At 61.6% G+C, this 15,138-nt stretch carries 13 protein-coding genes; 5 read left to right on the top strand and 8 right to left on the bottom strand.

From position 1 onward, the window contains the following. From AB8841_RS07215 to AB8841_RS07200, 4 genes are all read left to right on the top strand, one after another. Nucleotides 1–993, top strand: coding sequence for an ABC transporter ATP-binding protein (locus tag AB8841_RS07215; RefSeq protein ID WP_370435109.1), 993 nt, complete (start codon nucleotides 1–3; stop codon nucleotides 991–993). A 37-nt stretch (nucleotides 994–1,030) separates the two neighbouring features. Beyond that, nucleotides 1,031–1,909 (top strand): polysaccharide deacetylase, encoded by an 879-nt coding sequence (locus AB8841_RS07210; RefSeq protein WP_370435108.1) that lies wholly within the window; start codon nucleotides 1,031–1,033, stop codon nucleotides 1,907–1,909. A 74-nt stretch (nucleotides 1,910–1,983) separates the two neighbouring features. Further along, nucleotides 1,984–2,829: a D-amino-acid transaminase gene (gene dat, locus AB8841_RS07205; RefSeq protein ID WP_370435107.1), complete on the top strand. Its 846-nt coding sequence runs from the start codon at nucleotides 1,984–1,986 to the stop codon at nucleotides 2,827–2,829. Nucleotides 2,830–2,956: 127 nt separating this feature from the next. Further along, the gene (locus tag AB8841_RS07200; protein ID WP_370435106.1) at nucleotides 2,957–3,937 is read left to right on the top strand and encodes an isoaspartyl peptidase/L-asparaginase family protein; all 981 of its coding nucleotides are present in this window, start codon (nucleotides 2,957–2,959) and stop codon (nucleotides 3,935–3,937) included. Between the two features lie 240 nt (nucleotides 3,938–4,177). Here the strand turns inward: AB8841_RS07200 and AB8841_RS07195 are convergent, their stop codons facing one another. The 3 genes from AB8841_RS07195 to AB8841_RS07185 all read right to left on the bottom strand — a co-directional run bounded on the left by AB8841_RS07195 (nucleotide 4,178) and on the right by AB8841_RS07185 (nucleotide 6,899). Further along, on the bottom strand, nucleotides 4,178–4,678 hold the full coding sequence (locus tag AB8841_RS07195) for a RidA family protein (protein WP_370435105.1): 501 nt from the start codon (nucleotides 4,676–4,678) through the stop codon (nucleotides 4,178–4,180). A gap of 152 nt (nucleotides 4,679–4,830) precedes the next feature. Then, complete coding sequence (locus tag AB8841_RS07190) at nucleotides 4,831–5,256, bottom strand: cytochrome c (RefSeq protein ID WP_370435104.1); 426 nt, start codon at nucleotides 5,254–5,256, stop codon at nucleotides 4,831–4,833. A gap of 41 nt (nucleotides 5,257–5,297) precedes the next feature. Beyond that, nucleotides 5,298–6,899, bottom strand: coding sequence for an NAD(P)/FAD-dependent oxidoreductase (locus tag AB8841_RS07185; RefSeq protein ID WP_370435103.1), 1,602 nt, complete (start codon nucleotides 6,897–6,899; stop codon nucleotides 5,298–5,300). 1,497 nt (nucleotides 6,900–8,396) lie between these two features. Here AB8841_RS07185 and hmpA point away from each other — a divergent pair. Then, on the top strand, nucleotides 8,397–9,611 hold the full coding sequence (gene hmpA / locus AB8841_RS07180) for an NO-inducible flavohemoprotein (RefSeq protein ID WP_370435102.1): 1,215 nt from the start codon (nucleotides 8,397–8,399) through the stop codon (nucleotides 9,609–9,611). 253 nt (nucleotides 9,612–9,864) lie between these two features. Here hmpA and AB8841_RS07175 read toward each other — a convergent pair whose 3' ends face one another. The 5 genes from AB8841_RS07175 to AB8841_RS07155 are packed head-to-tail and all read right to left on the bottom strand — an operon-like array spanning nucleotide 9,865 to nucleotide 15,119. Beyond that, on the bottom strand, nucleotides 9,865–10,761 hold the full coding sequence (locus AB8841_RS07175) for a carbohydrate kinase family protein (protein ID WP_370435101.1): 897 nt from the start codon (nucleotides 10,759–10,761) through the stop codon (nucleotides 9,865–9,867). After that, complete coding sequence (locus tag AB8841_RS07170) at nucleotides 10,758–11,828, bottom strand: ABC transporter ATP-binding protein (RefSeq protein WP_370435100.1); 1,071 nt, start codon at nucleotides 11,826–11,828, stop codon at nucleotides 10,758–10,760. The genes AB8841_RS07175 and AB8841_RS07170 overlap by 4 nt, the downstream gene beginning before the upstream one ends. Next, nucleotides 11,828–13,336 (bottom strand): argininosuccinate lyase, encoded by a 1,509-nt coding sequence (argH, locus tag AB8841_RS07165; RefSeq protein ID WP_370435099.1) that lies wholly within the window; start codon nucleotides 13,334–13,336, stop codon nucleotides 11,828–11,830. The genes AB8841_RS07170 and argH overlap by 1 nt, the downstream gene beginning before the upstream one ends. Before the next feature lie 5 nt (nucleotides 13,337–13,341). Further along, nucleotides 13,342–14,193 carry a carbohydrate ABC transporter permease gene (locus AB8841_RS07160; RefSeq protein WP_370435098.1) on the bottom strand — a complete coding sequence of 284 codons (852 nt, stop codon included), beginning with the start codon at nucleotides 14,191–14,193 and terminating at the stop codon, nucleotides 13,342–13,344. Further along, nucleotides 14,193–15,119, bottom strand: a complete 927-nt coding sequence (locus AB8841_RS07155) for a carbohydrate ABC transporter permease (RefSeq protein ID WP_370435097.1) — start codon at nucleotides 15,117–15,119, stop codon at nucleotides 14,193–14,195. The genes AB8841_RS07160 and AB8841_RS07155 overlap by 1 nt, the downstream gene beginning before the upstream one ends. Nucleotides 15,120–15,138 lie beyond the last annotated feature (19 nt).

Below are 15,138 nucleotides of genomic sequence, written 5' to 3'. Positions count from 1 at the left end.
ATGGAACCGTTTCTATCCGTTTCGGGCATCAGCAAGCGTTTTGCGCCGCAACTCACGCTCAGCGACCGGATTGCGGCCGTACTTGGGAGTGCTACCGAGAGCCGTACCGTGCGTGCCGTCGACGGGATCGATCTCGTCCTGAAAAAGGGCGAAGCCGTCGGCCTGGTCGGCGAGTCGGGCTGTGGAAAGTCGACACTCGGCCGCATCATCGCGGGCATCATGCCGCCCACGGAAGGGCAGATTCGCCTGGACGGGAAGCCGGTCATGTCGGCAGGCGGACGCCCGCAGAAAACGACGACACGGGTTCAGATGGTATTTCAGGACCCCTTCGCTTCGCTGGATCCTCGAATGCGTATCGGCGACGCTCTTGCCGAAGGGCCGGTCGCTCACGGTCTGGTCACGAAGGCAGAGGCTTCGGAGTACGTGAGGCACTGGCTGACCACCGTCGGGCTCGATCCCGATTATGCGACACGCTATCCACACCAGTTCTCCGGAGGGCAGCGCCAGCGCATCGCCATTGCGCGGGCCCTGGCGATGAAGCCGGAGGTTCTCGTCTGCGACGAACCGGTTGCCTCTCTCGACGTTTCGATTCAGGCGCAGATCATCAATCTCTTCCTCAAGCTGCGCCGGGAGCTCAATCTTACGCTCCTCTTCATTTCGCACGATCTCGGGGTTGTCCGGCATTTGTGCGACCGGGTCGCGATCATGTATCTTGGCCGCATCGTCGAGCAGGGGCCGACCCAGCAGATCTACAATGATCCCCGGCATCCCTATACGAGGGCGTTGCTCGACAGCGTGCCGAAGCTCGTCATCGACGATAATGTCGATGTGCAGTTCAATCCGATCGAAGGCGAACTGCCTTCTCCGATGTCGCCGCCGCCCGGCTGTCATTTCCATGCACGCTGTCCGTTGAGCGTCGATCGGTGCCGGAGCGAGCGCCCGCATCTGGTCCCACTCGCGGCCGATCGCGCTGCAGCCTGTCACCTCGCGTAGTTTCGATTGTTATCCCGTATTTCGGATGGAGGATCTGATGGAACCGTGGCAATGGCCGGACGACGTCTGGCAAGGGAAAGTCAACAAAGTCCGTGCCGGCCGCTCTCTGAAGCCTCAATCGTGGAAGAATGGCGCCCGGTGCGCGGTCGCTCTCTCTTTCGACAGCGATCATGAGACGAACGAGCTCCGCGATGGCGGCGAGTCGATCGGACGCATGTCTACTGGCGAGTACGGCAATCGCGTCGGGATTCCTCGCATTCTGAACCTTCTGTCTCGCACCGGCGTCCCGGCGACATTCTTCGTGCCGGCGGTTTCCGCACTGCTTCATCCCGATGAGCAGCGCCGGGTCGTCCAAGAGGGGCATGAGATCGGCCTCCATGGCTGGATTCATGAGCTCAATACCAAGGTGCCTCCGGAGGCCGAGCGCGATCTTCATTTCCGGGCGGCCGATACGCTCGAAAAGGTCACGGGCGTGCGGCCGGTCGGCATGCGGACACCCTCCTGGGATTTCTCGCAGGTCACCTTGAAGATCGAGCGCGAACTGGGGCTTCTTTACGACTCCTCCCTCATGGCGGACGACGATCCTTATGAAATCCTCGAAGACGGGGAGCCGACGGGCATTGTCGAACTTCCAGTGGAATGGATTCGCGATGATGCCGTTTACTTCAACATGAACCGCCACTCGGCACTGCGCCCTTATACGCCGCCGACTGCCGTGCTCGACATCTTCCGCCGCGAGTTCGACCGGGCCTATGAAGACGGTGGGTTGTTCCTGCTGACCATGCATCCGCACGTCATTACCTATCGCTCACGGATCTTCATTCTCGAGGAGCTGATCGCTCATATGAAGAGCCGCGCCGATGTGTGGTTCGCCACACATGCCGACGTAGCACGATTCGCGAAAGAGAACGCCTGAACGCATGCGGCGCGACGCTTCCCGTCGCGCCGCTCCCGTTCGAGCCTCTCATCAGGCCGCTAGCGGAAACAACGATGACCTTAGCTTACTGGAACGGCACTTACATGCCCCTCGCGGACGTGAAGGTCTCTCCGCTCGACAGGGGATTCCTTTTCGCCGATGGCGTCTATGAAGTTGTTGCATTCTACGACCGCCGCCTGTTCCAGCTCGACGAACATCTCACGCGCCTCGGGCGGAGCCTGCGCGAGATCCGGATCGGCCTTGATATATCGAGGGAAGAGCTGACCGGCGTCTTCAGACGCCTCGTGGACGATCTCCCTTCCGAGACCGGGACGGTCTACCTGCAGGTAACGCGTGGCGCCGCCGCGGGGCGGACCCATACTTTCCCCACAGATGCGGCCGCAAGCTTCCTGGCCTTTGCAAGTCCCTTGAAGCGCTTGTCGGAACGGGAAATGGAGCAGGGTTTTCTGGCAACGACAATTCCCGATATCCGGTGGCAGCGTTGCGACATCAAGGCGATCGCCCTCCTGCCGTCGGTCCTGGCTGCACAGCATGCCAAGGAGAATGGAGCCCTTGAGACCATCATGTATCGTGATGGCCTGGTGACGGAATGCGCCTCCAGCAATGTCTTCATCGTCCGCGATGGTGATATCGCCACGCCGAAGGCGGACCATCGGATTCTCAACGGCATCAATCGCCAGGTTGCGATCAGTCTTGCCAGGAACCTGGGCCTGAGCGTCGAGGAGCGCGACGTCTCTCTCGAAGAGCTGCGCTCCGCCGACGAGATCTGGATCACCAGCACCACAAAGGAGATCGCGCCGATGACGCGGCTGGACAACGCTCCTGTCGGCGATGGCCGCCCCGGTCCGCTTTGGAGACGTGTCCGGCAGGCATTCTCCGCACTCATTGATCAGGACTGACGAGGCCTGAATTGCCGATCGTAGACGTCTGTGGATCGGGAAAAGCGCGGGCCGATGAGAGGTTATGAGTCCAGTTTACCTGAACACCGATCTTACTGACCAAGACACATTGACGGAGGAAAAAACGATGGCCCACTTCGCGATTGCCATTCATGGCGGCTGCGGCGTCATGGCGAAGCTCAACCTGACCGAAGCAGAGTGGAGCGCAGCACGCGCCGATCTGGCCCAGGCCCTAAGAATGGGCTGGGCGAAGCTCGTCGCCGGAGCAGGCGCCCTCGATGCCGTCGCGGCTGCGGTCGTCGTCATGGAGGATTCGCCTCATTTCAATGCGGGGCATGGGGCGGCTCTCAACACGAATGGTGAGCACGAGCTCGATGCCGCTGTGATGGATGGGGCGACCCTGGGAGCTGGGGCGGTCTGTGCGGCCCGGCGCATTCGCAATCCTGTCAAAGCGGCCCGCGCGCTGATGGAGCGTGGAGAGAGCGTTCTTCTGACGGGAAGCGCTGCGGATTCTTTCGCGCAGGATCAGGGGCTGGACATCGTCGATCCGCACTACTTCACCACCGAACGCCGCCGTGAGGCTCTCGCTTCCATGAAGGCGCATGAGCAGGCGGGGACCTCGTTGAGCGCCAGCGAAGCGGAAAAGCATGGCACGGTGGGCGCTGTCGCACTTGATGCCGCCGGACATCTCGCCGCGGCCACGTCTACGGGCGGCTTCACCAACAAGCCGGTCGGGCGGGTCGGGGATTCCCCGATCATCGGAGCGGGAACCTACGCGCGGGACGGCGCCTGCGCGGTCTCAGGTACGGGAAAAGGGGAATACTTCATCCGGCATGTGGTCGGTCACGAGATCGCCAGCCGAATGCGCTATCTCGGCGAGACGCTGAAAAAGGCCGCCGACAAGGTCGTCATGGAGGATCTGGCGCCCTACAAGATCGGCGCCGGCCTCGTGGCGATCGATGCGGCGGGCAATATCGCGGCGCCTTACAACACGGATGGCATGTTCCGCGGCTGGGTCACGGTCGAGGGTGACCTGTACGTTGCGACCCATGATGAAGTCTTCTTCGTCGAGCGCCTCGCCGGTGGTACGACGAGAGGCGGCGAATAAGGACGCTACGAACGGCTCTCTCAGCCTGATTAGCCTCTGTGGTCAGGTTCGATCCGCTCGAACCGAGCTTTAGCGCACCGTGCGGAAAAGTGGCCCCGGTTTCCCGCACAAACGATGCGCTCATCTACGAAGGGAGCATCGGATTGGATCCCAAAAGTGGGTCCACTTTTCACGTCCGATGCTCTAGCGACGGTCCGGGAGAAGAGTTCATTCCCGGACCGCCAAGGCTTGCCGCTCGCCTCAGGGACGGACGGCTGTGACCTCGATTTCGACCAGGAAGCCGGGGCTGGCGAGCCCCGCCACCTGGAACACGGACCGCGTCGGCAGGTTCGGCTGATCCGCCGTCCCATAGAATTGCTTGTAGCCTTCCATGAAACCGGCGAAATCCATCTTGCCGCCCTTGGCGGGATCGCCCACGAGGAACACCTGCATCTTGACCACGTCGCCCATCTTGAGCCCCAGCCCGCTCAAGGTCTTCTCGATGGAGCGGAGGACGGATTCGGTCTGGGTCTTCGTGTCGCCATAGGCGGCCAGCGTATTCTTCTCGGCCGCCGGATCGGCCACCGTCGGAACGGCTCCGCTGACATAGACCGTGGTCTTGCCGGCCGGGATCTCGACCGCCTGGGCGATCGGGAAATCCGAGTTCGGAATCTTATGACGAATGACATCCTGCGCGGAAGCAGGCCCGGCCAGTGCGAGGAATGCCGCAAGAGATGTCGCGGCTATAAGTCGGCATATCATGAATTGACTCCATTAAAGCATCTAGAGCATCGAACACGAAAGTGGGGACCGATTTCGCGTGAAAAGATGCACAAGACCATAGACTTGCTGCATCGGATGTGGGGTCGGTTCCACACCCGATGCCGTAGAACGCGAGAGCGCAAAAGAGCCCGTTATTGCCGGGCCGCAGCCACATCTTCGGCCGCGACTGCGTCTTCGTATGCATTGCCGAAATGCGTCCGCACGTAGTTGACCACCTCGGCAACCTGTTCATCGCTCATCATTTTACCGACGGGCGGCATGCCTCTGAGGCCATGGAGAACGACCGTGAGGGGATATCCTGCCGCTTCGAGCTTCGGATTGTTCGCAAGAGCAGGATAGATTCCTGCTCCCTTCGCGCCTTTGCCACCTGCCATGTGGCAGGCTTGGCACACGTTGTTGTAGAGCGCCTCCCCGGTTTTCTCGGCGAAGACCCGGGTAGGGCTGAGCGTCGGCTCTGCCGAGGGCAGGCTCGCATTCTCTGCGTTCGCTGCGGCGAGTGATCCTGCGAACAGCGCCCCTGCGAAGACAACTCTGATCCGCTTCGTGGTGGTGATCATGATCAAGCTCTTCAATTGATTTGGAACGGAAAGCGTTTCGATCAGCTTGCGAGAACGCGCTTGTGCAATCTCTCGATAGCGTCGAGAGATGACAGGATTGCACCCTCCTGCCAGGCCGGAATGTACGAGGCATGCTCACCTGCGAGCACGATGCGCCCGTCGATCTGGCAGAGGTTGTCGTAGTGCTCCTTTCGCGCTTCCTCGGTCCAGTCGCCTGCGCAGCCGAGCGTGAACGGCACCCTGTGCCACGCGACGGAAATGCCGGTCTCGAAGTCCTGCCGATACTGAGGATGGATCTGTGCGCCGAATTCGACGGCGCGCTTGATGCGCTGCTCCGGCGACATCGCCGTGAACTCATAGGAGTTCGGGCCGTTCCAGGTATAGGCGCCGAGGAGCACGCCTTTCCCGCCCTGGTTAAATCCCGTGCTCGGGTATGAGATCTGAGAAATGGGAAGGTCCGTATAGCTGATGCCGCCGTAGATGGCCTCATCCTCCTCCCAGAAACGGCGCTTGAACTGCAGGCCGACCTTCACCGAAGAGGCGTATGGTACCGCTGCGATCGCAGCCTGCATGGGTGCGCCCACATTCATGTCGATCTGGCTCAAGACCGTCAACGGGATGGTGCAGACGCACCAATCGGCTTTCGCCTGCAAGGTGCTGCCAGGATTGGTCGTATCTTCATAAGTGACCGTCACACCGGTCTCGTCCTGACGGATCTCCTTCACCTTCGAATTATAGCGGATGAGCTCACCGACCTGCTTCACGAAGGCCTTGCTGATCATGTCCATGCCACCGACGGGCTGGAACATGGTCGTTTGGAACTCATAGAGCGAGAAGTTCGCGAGCGAACGCCACAGACGGGAGTTCAGAACGTCGCTGAATGCGATCGGATCGCTGTTGCGGGGACGAGCGCTCAGGCCGCCTCCCGGATCCTTCAGATAGCCGCGAAACTCCGATGTCAGATCGCCGGCTTTGTACGCATAATCCTTGTCGAGCGCTCCCCAGGATTTCAGGGCCTGAAGCAGGACTTCCTGATCCTCCTTCGAGACGGCGCCTTCGAGCTTGCCTTGTTGGGTCACTTTGGCCAGGAGCTCGGAGACGTGGCCTTGGAAATCGATCTTGATATCCCGAATACGCTGGGGCTTGCCGCCGAACGCCTTCGTGGAGTGAAGAAAGGCGTTATGGTTGAGTTGCTGGAACGGCTCGAGCGCCACGCCGAGCCGCCTGCAGTAATCGAGCAAGCCGTGGTGGTGATACGGGATGCGCCATGGCCCGGGATTGATATACATCCCCTGGTCGAATTCGCATTTCTGAGTGACGCCGCTGAGCTCGGTGAAGGAATCGCCCCCGCGCAGCGTCCAGTTTCGGCCGCCGGCGCGATTGTTGAATTCAAGGACCTGCACCTTGTAGCCGGCTTGGCGGAGTTCGAGCGCCGCGGTCAGACCTGCGAGCCCTGCTCCCAGGATGAGGACCGAGGCTCCCTTCGGGTCGCCATCGAGCTTGATCGGTCCCTTGTATCCGGACTCGGCCGCAAATCCGAGGCTCGTCATAGCCTGATACATCGCCGCGGTGCCGGCCGTCATGCCGATCATCGACAAAAGGTGTCGGCGGCTGATTCCTTCTGATCCCGAATGGTCTTTCATGATTCATCCTCGGTTGAACGGGCTCGCCCCGACATGCTTCAGGGTCTTTCGTCTTGTTGCCGCAGCACGTTCGACGTGGTTCGAGCGCTGCGGGTTTGCCGGGCTCACGGCGATAACGGGCCGACGCGTTCCATCTGCTGATGGCGCGCAAATCGGCTGCCCGGACAGAATCGAGGTGCTTCGATCGCTGGGGCTTCTGCCAAAACGGTGAAATCGCAACGCATGTCTTCGTCGTCCGACACGACGAAAGACCGCGTTACCGAGAGGGACTTCGCATTCTCTCCCCCCTACGTGATCTTCCTCTGACGGGAGATTAAACTCCTGACGCGGGGATCATACATCCAGTTTGCCGGACAGCGACCTATTCGTTCGAATAGCTTGTCAAAATGCTGTTGCGCCCTAAAGAGATAGGCTACAAATCATGATCAACAAAATTGATGAACCGCCTTAAATTTTGTGATCGAAACTCGCTCGTCCCACGCTGGTTCTCTTGGACCTGGATCAGGGTCCGGTTGCTCCGATGGTCGAACGGGAAAGTGCGGTTGAACCAACGGGTTCAACGAGCATCTCAAGTTTCCCACTGGTCATATTCTTCGTTGCTGACGCATGCATCGCAGATGCGACTGGCGCAATGCGATGACAGCAGTCTCTGCGCGCGGTGACCCGCACCATTGCCTTACACGGGTCATGGATTGCGTCCGAGCCAGCGCCCGCGAGGGCACGAGATTGGACCTTGCCCCTGCACAGTCGCTCATCGGCAAGCGCGCTCGCGAGCCTTCGAACACGCTCCGTGTGTTCGAAGGAAGCGTGTGCCCGGCTGGCACTCGAACTTCAGGCATTTGCATCCCTGCGCCGCATCGCGCGTGAGGGCGGCGTCATTGATGGTGCCGTCAATACCGGCTTGGCCGTTGAAGGGACTGCTGCAAAGGACTTCGTTCTTTGGAAAGGCTCGGCTCGACCGTCAGAGGACGGGAGCCTCGACTGCAAAGCCCGCTGCAGCGAACATGACCCGCAGAATCGATTCCTTAAGGGATTTTCCGGAGTGGAGTGTCGAGAGCACCTGCGGTAACGCCCATTCGACAGCGAAATGCAACGTAGCTTTGTGCCGGCACCAGCCGGGTTTGACGATGTCAGATCATACAAGACTCATCCCTGTGGGTGATGGCGTATCCGTCCATGAATCCGTGAGCTTTGCCTTCGAGCCGACTGGCCTGTACGTCGGAGACGACGCAGAGCGGCACCAATCCCGCGACCGAGCCGATCCCGCCTCAAAGCGGTCGTTGCCCTTTTCGCGCCATCCTCGTCATCCACTGCCCGGTCCGCAAGGAGGTGTGCCCCTTGGGGCCATCGAGGTAACGATCTCGATTCATCGCCGTCTTCTGCCCGCATCGACGTTCTCGGCGATCACTCCCCGAGGCCGCATTTTCCGAGCCTTGGCGGCCGCTCTGACGCGACGATCAGGTGGCCCATGATTTTTTCAGCAACGAAGGTGATATTATGACAAGCACATTAAGCGATATGAGCATTCATCTGGTGAAGGCGACCGTGCCGGTGCTCCAAGAGCACGGACTGGCGATCACGTTGCGCATGTACGAGCGCATGTTCCAGAACGAGGCCATCCGGGATCTCTTCAACCAGTCTCATCATGGTGAGACCGGATCGCAGCCCAAGGCGCTTGCAAGTGCGATCCTCGCCTATGCGCAGAATATCGATAATCTGAGCGCCCTCGCGCCGGCCGTCGAGCGCATCGCGCAGAAGCATGTCGGACTTCACATCCTTCCGGAGCACTATCCCTATGTGGCCGAGGCGCTGCTCGGAGCGATCAAGGATGTGCTCGGGGATGCCGCGACCGACGAGATCCTGGCAGCCTGGGGCGAGGCCTACTGGTTCCTGGCCCATGTCCTGATCGGGCGGGAGACGACGATCTACAGCAGTCTTGCATCGAGGCCCGGAGGATGGAACGGCTGGCGCAATTTTCGGATCGAGGCCATGCAGAGGGAGAGCGAAGTCATCACCTCCTTCCTGCTGCGTCCGGAGGACGGCAAGCCGATCCTGCGTCACCAGCCGGGTCAGTATCTCACCTTCTGGCTCGACATCCCGGGCCAACATCCGCTCAAGCGCAATTACAGCATCTCGAGCGCCCCGAACGACGAGACCTACCGTATTTCGGTCAAACTGGAGCCGCAGGGAATCGCATCCGGATGGTTGCATGAGCACACCGAAGTGGGGCAGGTACTCAAGGTCGCGCCGCCGGCGGGCGAGTTCTTTCTCAACGAGGAGTCGCCGCGGCCTGTCGTCCTGCTGAGCGGCGGTGTCGGACTGACGCCGATGATCAGCATGCTGGAAACCATCGCGGACCGATATCCTAATAAGTGCGTCCATTATGTGCACGGCACGCTGGACGGCTCTACCCATGCCATGCACGACCACGTGCGGTCGCTCGCGGAGGCCCATGCCAACATCCGGTCGACGACCTTCTACGTCGAGCCGCGAGCGGAGGATCGGCGTGGTGTGGATTACGATCACGAAGGCCTGATCACGGTGGATTGGCTGCGGGCGAACACGCCCCTGGACGAGGCGGGTTACTATCTATGCGGCCCGCGGCCGTTCCTGCGGGCATTCGTCAGTGGCCTCGCCTTGGCCGGGGTCCGGTCGAACCGCATCCATTACGAGTTCTTCGGGCCTGCGGACGAGATCCTCACGGCAGCTTGAGGGTCGTCCCGGAAATGCCCGTCCTCGCATGATCCAAGGCGCTTCGAAGCGGCTCCCCTCGACAGAGCGGAGCCATCATGACGGGAGGGTGATGTCCCTGCACCCTCCAGACATGAGCGATGCGCTCCGGAGCTGTTTCCATTGAGGTGGAATCAACTCTTGTCGTTGATCTGCTGCACTTTTCGACGGCGAACCGGATCCACTTCGCCGAAAAGTCCACCAAGCTGCACAACGCGAACGCGTGACTGCCCCGTCAGAACTGTCGCGACGGGGCTCCGCCTGCCGACTGGACGGAAAGGGCACCCGATTCGACTCCGGCCGCCAGGCTTTTTTCGATATCCCGGGTTTCGAGCCAGGAGTGCAGGAAGCCGGCGTTGAACGCATCGCCGGCTCCCGTCGTGTCGACCACATCGACCGGGATCGCCTCGGCCGAAACGGAACCAGCCTGCGACGAGGCCATCGCGCCGGACTCGCCGCGTTTGAGCACGACCAGAGGAAATCGCTCGCGGAGGCTGTGCATGATTGTCTCCGCCGAACTTTCGCCGGTCAGTGCTCTTCCTTCCTCGACATTGGGGAAAAAGACGTCGATCCCTGCGCAGATCTCGAAGAAACCCGCATCCTGGCGGATCAGGTGATCGTCCCAGCTCGGGTCGAGCGAGATCGTCAGGCCCAAGCTGCGCGCCAGGGCGATCACGTCCGGGTTGTCCCTGAGAGTGGCGAATTCCGCAATGTGCAGATGGGCGACATCGCGAGCCGCCAGGGCCTGCTCCAGGGTCGACGGCCGGGAGCCGCCCGCACGCCGCGACACGAAGGCTCTTTCGCCGTCCATGACGAGCGCGACGGTCGGCTGGGGACCGGCGTCGTCCGATCGTTCAATGAAGGACAGATCGATTCCGCTGGCCGCGAGCTCCGCATCGAGGCCGCGTGACAGCGGGTCGGTTCCGAGGCGGGTGAGGAGCGCGGCCGGGCGGCCGAGAGAGGCAAGATGAGCCGCCGTAATATAGGCGCCGCCGCCGCCCGTGATCGTCACGTTCTGCGCAAATCGCTCCTGGCCGAGCACAGGCATCTCGCGCAGGCCCGTGAAGATGATATCGCAATAGATCCGCCCAAGGCACACGACCTTGTTGCGCTCGGAGGGCATTCCGCTCATTGGGCCGCCAGTGCCTTCTCTGTGGTCTTGTCGAAGTAATAGAGCCGCTCCGCGGGAGCATGGAGGGTCAGGTGCTCCCCGATCCGCGGGATGTGTCGGCCCGGGGCGGAACCGATGACGGTCTGCCCCTCGCTCTCGATATGAACGAGCGTTTCGGAGCCCAGAGTCTCCACGACGGCGACCGTGCCCGAGACGGTCAGGCCCTGCGCGTCCGAAGCGACCGGAACGAGATCCTGCGGGCGTGCGCCCACGAGGATCTCGGGCGTTGTCGCCGACGAGGACGGGGCCCGAACCGAGCCGCCGGTCGCAAGATCCGCTCCGCCCTCCCGCAGGACCGCCGGAAGCAGGTTCATGGTCGGGCTTCCGATGAATCGCGCGGTGAAGACATCCACGGGTTTGTCGTAGAGCTCCAGGGGAGTGCCGACCTGAAGAATCCGGCCGTCGCGCATCACCACGATCCTGTCGGCCATGGTCATGGCCTCGACTTGGTCGTGAGTGACGAAGACCGAGGTGGTGCCGAGCCGGTGATGGAGCCGTTTGATCTCGATCCGCATCTGCGTGCGCAGCTGTGCATCGAGATTGGAGAGAGGCTCGTCGAACAGGAACGCGGCCGGATCGCGAACCATCGCGCGGCCGATCGCGACGCGCTGGCGCTGGCCGCCCGAAAGCGCCGAGGGACGGCGCTCCAGAAGCTGCGACAGGCCGAGCGTCGCGGCGACCTCCTCGACGCGTTGACGCTTCTCGCCCGCCGAGAGCTTGGAGCGGTAGAGGCCGAACGCGATGTTGTCAGCGACGGTCATGTGCGGATAGATGGCGTAGTTCTGGAACACCATGGCGATGTTCCGATCCTTCGGCTGAAGGTCGTTGACGACACGCCCGTCGATCCGGATCGCGCCGTCGCTGATTTCCTCGAGTCCGGCGATCATCCGTAGCGTCGTCGACTTGCCGCATCCGGAAGGGCCGACCAGGACGACGAACTCGCCATCCCGGATCGACAGGTCGATTCCATGGACGACCGTCGTCTGTCCGTAGCGCTTGACGAGGCGATCGATTTCAATGGTCGCCATTAGCGATCTCCGAGAAGTGAGGTAAAGCGAGCCTGAAGATCCCGGGCGGAGGCGTTCTCCCGCGTCCGGGTGTCCTGCATCCGTTGGCGGATCTCGGAGATGATGTCGCGATATCCGGCGATCGCCTGGGACAGCGCCCTTGGAGCCGGGCCGCCGAACCGATCGCGGACGGCCACGAAATTCTCCGGCGAGACGATCTCGGAGAACTGCGTCCTGTCGATCGTCGCCCGGCGCTTCGTGCAGTGTTCGAAGGCCGCCTGAAAGGCCTCGTAGCCGTCGACCGCGATATCTCCCCCGACGGCGACGACCGAACGGGCGACCTCCGCCGCGATCTCATGCGCTTCGCGGAAGGACAGCCCCTCTCGCCGCACAAGGCTGTCGGCGAGTTCGGTGACCGTGATGCAACTGCGGCGGATGTTGTCGCGGACCCTGTCTCCGTTGATGCGAAGCGCCGGAACAAGAGCCGCGAGCAGGTCGAGGACGCGCCCGCCGCTCTCGAAGGCGCCGTAGCCGAAGCCCTGGGTCTCCCCCTCACTGTCGTTCATGTCCGTAAAGGGTGTGTTGTGCATGATGGTGAGCATGGCCTGCGCACGCCCGACGGTCTGGGACGCGAGGTGCCGCATATGCTCGATTGGAACGGGATTGCGCTTCTGCGGCATGATCGAACTGATCTGCACGAAGGCATTGGGAACGTAGACCTGGCCGACTTCGAAGCTCGTCCAGAACTGCAGGTCCTGGATGAATCGTCCGAGATGCAGGAAGACCAGTTCGATGGCCGAATAGGTCGACGTGATGTAGTCGATGGATGCGATGCATCCATAGGAATTTTGCAAGGGACGGCTGAAGCCGAGCAGGTTCGCCATCAGCGCCCGGTCGATGGGAAAACCGCTCGTGGTAATGGCGGCGGCCCCCATGGGAGAGCGGTCGACGATGTCCCGGGCAGCTTCGAGCCGCGCGATGTCGCGCAGCAAGGTCTCCAGCATCGCGGACAGGTAGTGACCGAAGACGGTCGGCTGGGCCGGCTGGCCATGAGTGTAGGCGACGATCAGCGTCCCGCCTTCCCGCTCTGCGACCGATGCCAGCGTCTCGGCCAGATGGACGAGACGTTCCAGCAGAGGATCGATCCGGGCTTTGAGACCGAGCTTGAACAGGGTGTGGTCGATATCGTTGCGGGAGCGCGCCGTGTGAAGGCGTCCCGCGAGATCCGTTCCGAGACGGGTGCGCAGCTCCTTCTCGATGAGGAAGAAGAAGTCCTCGACCTCGCCGGTATAGACGAGCCTGGCGACGTCGATCTCGCGGTCGATGGCCTCGAGAGCCTGGGCGATGGGACGGGCCTGCTCGATGGTCAGGATCCCGGTCTCGTGGAGCATGACGAGATGGGCGCGGTCGATGAGCCGAAAGCCCTCGACATGGTGGTCCTTCGCGCCGTCGAAGAGCGGACGAAGCACGGTTTCCTTGTAGACCGGATCCGGGAAAACGGAGGTGTCTTTGAAGGTGCCTGCGGTCATCGGCTTCAGCCTTTCAGTCCGGCCAGCATCACGCCTCGGACGATGTAGCGTTGAAGGAACAGGAAGATGACGAGGGTCGGCAGGGTCGCGATGCTCGCGCCCGTCATGATCTTCTCCCACTGAATCGACTGCTCGACCGCGAAGCTCGAGAGGCCGACCGGCAGCGTGTAGAGATCGGCGCTCGTGGTCACGATGAGCGGCCAGAAGAAGGCCGTCCAATTGCCCAGGAAGGTGAAGATCGCAAGCGCCGACAGGGCAGGGGTGACCAGCGGCATGGCGATCTTCCACCAGATGGTGAACTCGTTGAGCCCGTCGATGCGCGCAGCTTCCAGGAAGTCGTTCGGTACGCCTTCGAAGAACTGCTTCATCAGGAAGGTGCCGAAGGCCGTCATCATGCCCGGGAACATGATGCCCCAATAGCTGTCGAGCCACCCGAACTGGCTGGCCATGAGGTACCAGGGCAGCACCAGCATCTCGGTCGGGATCATCAGGGTGGACAGGATCGCGATGAAGACGACGTACCGGCCGCGGAACCGAAACTTCGCCAGCGTGTAGCCGACAAGGCTGTCGAAGAAGACGTTCGAGAGGGTGACGATGACCGCCACGATCATCGAGTTGACGAACCAGCGCACGAAGCGTCCGTCGCTCAGGATCTCGATATAGTTGTCGAGCGTGGGCGAGGCTGGAATCACGCGCAGATCATAGACCTGCGAGGCGTCCTTGAGGGACGTCGAGAGCATGAACAGGAGGGGCGTCACCATGATGACGCCGCCGATGAACAGGAGCGTCCAGGCAACGATCCGGCCGGGCCTGATCCGCGGCATGGACAGACCTTGGGAAGATGCGACGGTTGTCATCAGCGGTCTCTCATGAGGCGCAGTTGAACGAGGGAGATGACGAGCAGGATCATGAACAGGACGACCGTCTGAGTCGCCGCATAGCCCATTTCGTAGGAGCTGAACGCCGTCTGATAGATCATCAGCACGAGGGGCTTGGTCGAATTCAGGGGGCCGCCGGGATCGTTCGTGTTGATGTTGTAGACCTGGTCGAAGATACGCAGGAAGCCAATCGACGAGAACACGACGAGGAAGACGAGCGTCGGCTTGAGCAGCGGAATCGTGATCTTCCGGAGAATCGCGCCCTCCGAGAGGCCGTCGATGCGCGCGGCTTCGTAATAGGTGACGGGAATCGCCCTCAGGCCGGCGAGAAAGATGATGATCTGGAAGCCGAGGCCCGCCCAGACCGCGGGAGCCAGCACGGCCGGCAGCGCCTGCACGGTCGAGCGGAGGAACGGCTGCTGAGGAATGCCGAAGCTCGACAGGATGTCATTGATCACGCCGATGGGAACAGGCTGGTAGAACCAGCGCCACACCCACGCCATCGCGGCCGCCGTCGTCAGAAACGGCAGGAAATACAACGCGCGGATGAACGAATGCATGAACCGCACGCGGTCGAGATAATAGGCCACGACGAATGAGATCAGCAGGCTGATCGGCGTGCCCAGGATCAGATACATGAAGGTGTTGCGGAACACCTGCCAGAAGAGGGGATCCGCAAACAGCCTCTTGTAGTTCTCGAGTCCGACGAAGCTCGCGGGCCGCGTGATGCTCCAGTCCGTGACCGAGAGGTAGAAGGCCTGAAATGTCGGCCAGAAGCGGATTACCACATAGAAAATCAGAGGAACCGCGAGGAAACCCCACGCCCATATCACCTGTTTCTGGCCGAGACTCATTCTCGACCAGAGGCCGCCTTGGGCGGCCTCTCTCTGTGCGACAACGGACATCGTTGGATCCTCGCGGACT

The sequence above is a fragment of the Microvirga sp. TS319 genome, assembly GCF_041276405.1.
Lineage (GTDB): Bacteria > Pseudomonadota > Alphaproteobacteria > Rhizobiales > Beijerinckiaceae > Microvirga.
The sequence above is the reverse complement of the archived record's forward strand: the minus strand, read 5'-3'. Positions and strand labels throughout refer to the sequence as shown.

What these genes read in the sequence shown, in the direction of transcription:
- AB8841_RS07215 (WP_370435109.1), top strand. Translation starts at nt 1, where the DNA reads ATGGAACCGTTTCTATCCGTTTCGGGCATCAGCAAGCGTTTTGCGCCG.
- AB8841_RS07210 (WP_370435108.1), top strand. Translation starts at nt 1,031, where the DNA reads ATGGAACCGTGGCAATGGCCGGACGACGTCTGGCAAGGGAAAGTCAAC.
- dat (WP_370435107.1), top strand. Translation starts at nt 1,984, where the DNA reads ATGACCTTAGCTTACTGGAACGGCACTTACATGCCCCTCGCGGACGTG.
- AB8841_RS07200 (WP_370435106.1), top strand. Translation starts at nt 2,957, where the DNA reads ATGGCCCACTTCGCGATTGCCATTCATGGCGGCTGCGGCGTCATGGCG.
- AB8841_RS07195 (WP_370435105.1), bottom strand. Translation starts at nt 4,678, where the DNA reads ATGATATGCCGACTTATAGCCGCGACATCTCTTGCGGCATTCCTCGCA.
- AB8841_RS07190 (WP_370435104.1), bottom strand. Translation starts at nt 5,256, where the DNA reads ATGATCACCACCACGAAGCGGATCAGAGTTGTCTTCGCAGGGGCGCTG.
- AB8841_RS07185 (WP_370435103.1), bottom strand. Translation starts at nt 6,899, where the DNA reads ATGAAAGACCATTCGGGATCAGAAGGAATCAGCCGCCGACACCTTTTG.
- hmpA (WP_370435102.1), top strand. Translation starts at nt 8,397, where the DNA reads ATGACAAGCACATTAAGCGATATGAGCATTCATCTGGTGAAGGCGACC.
- AB8841_RS07175 (WP_370435101.1), bottom strand. Translation starts at nt 10,761, where the DNA reads ATGAGCGGAATGCCCTCCGAGCGCAACAAGGTCGTGTGCCTTGGGCGG.
- AB8841_RS07170 (WP_370435100.1), bottom strand. Translation starts at nt 11,828, where the DNA reads ATGGCGACCATTGAAATCGATCGCCTCGTCAAGCGCTACGGACAGACG.
- argH (WP_370435099.1), bottom strand. Translation starts at nt 13,336, where the DNA reads ATGACCGCAGGCACCTTCAAAGACACCTCCGTTTTCCCGGATCCGGTC.
- AB8841_RS07160 (WP_370435098.1), bottom strand. Translation starts at nt 14,193, where the DNA reads ATGACAACCGTCGCATCTTCCCAAGGTCTGTCCATGCCGCGGATCAGG.
- AB8841_RS07155 (WP_370435097.1), bottom strand. Translation starts at nt 15,119, where the DNA reads ATGTCCGTTGTCGCACAGAGAGAGGCCGCCCAAGGCGGCCTCTGGTCG.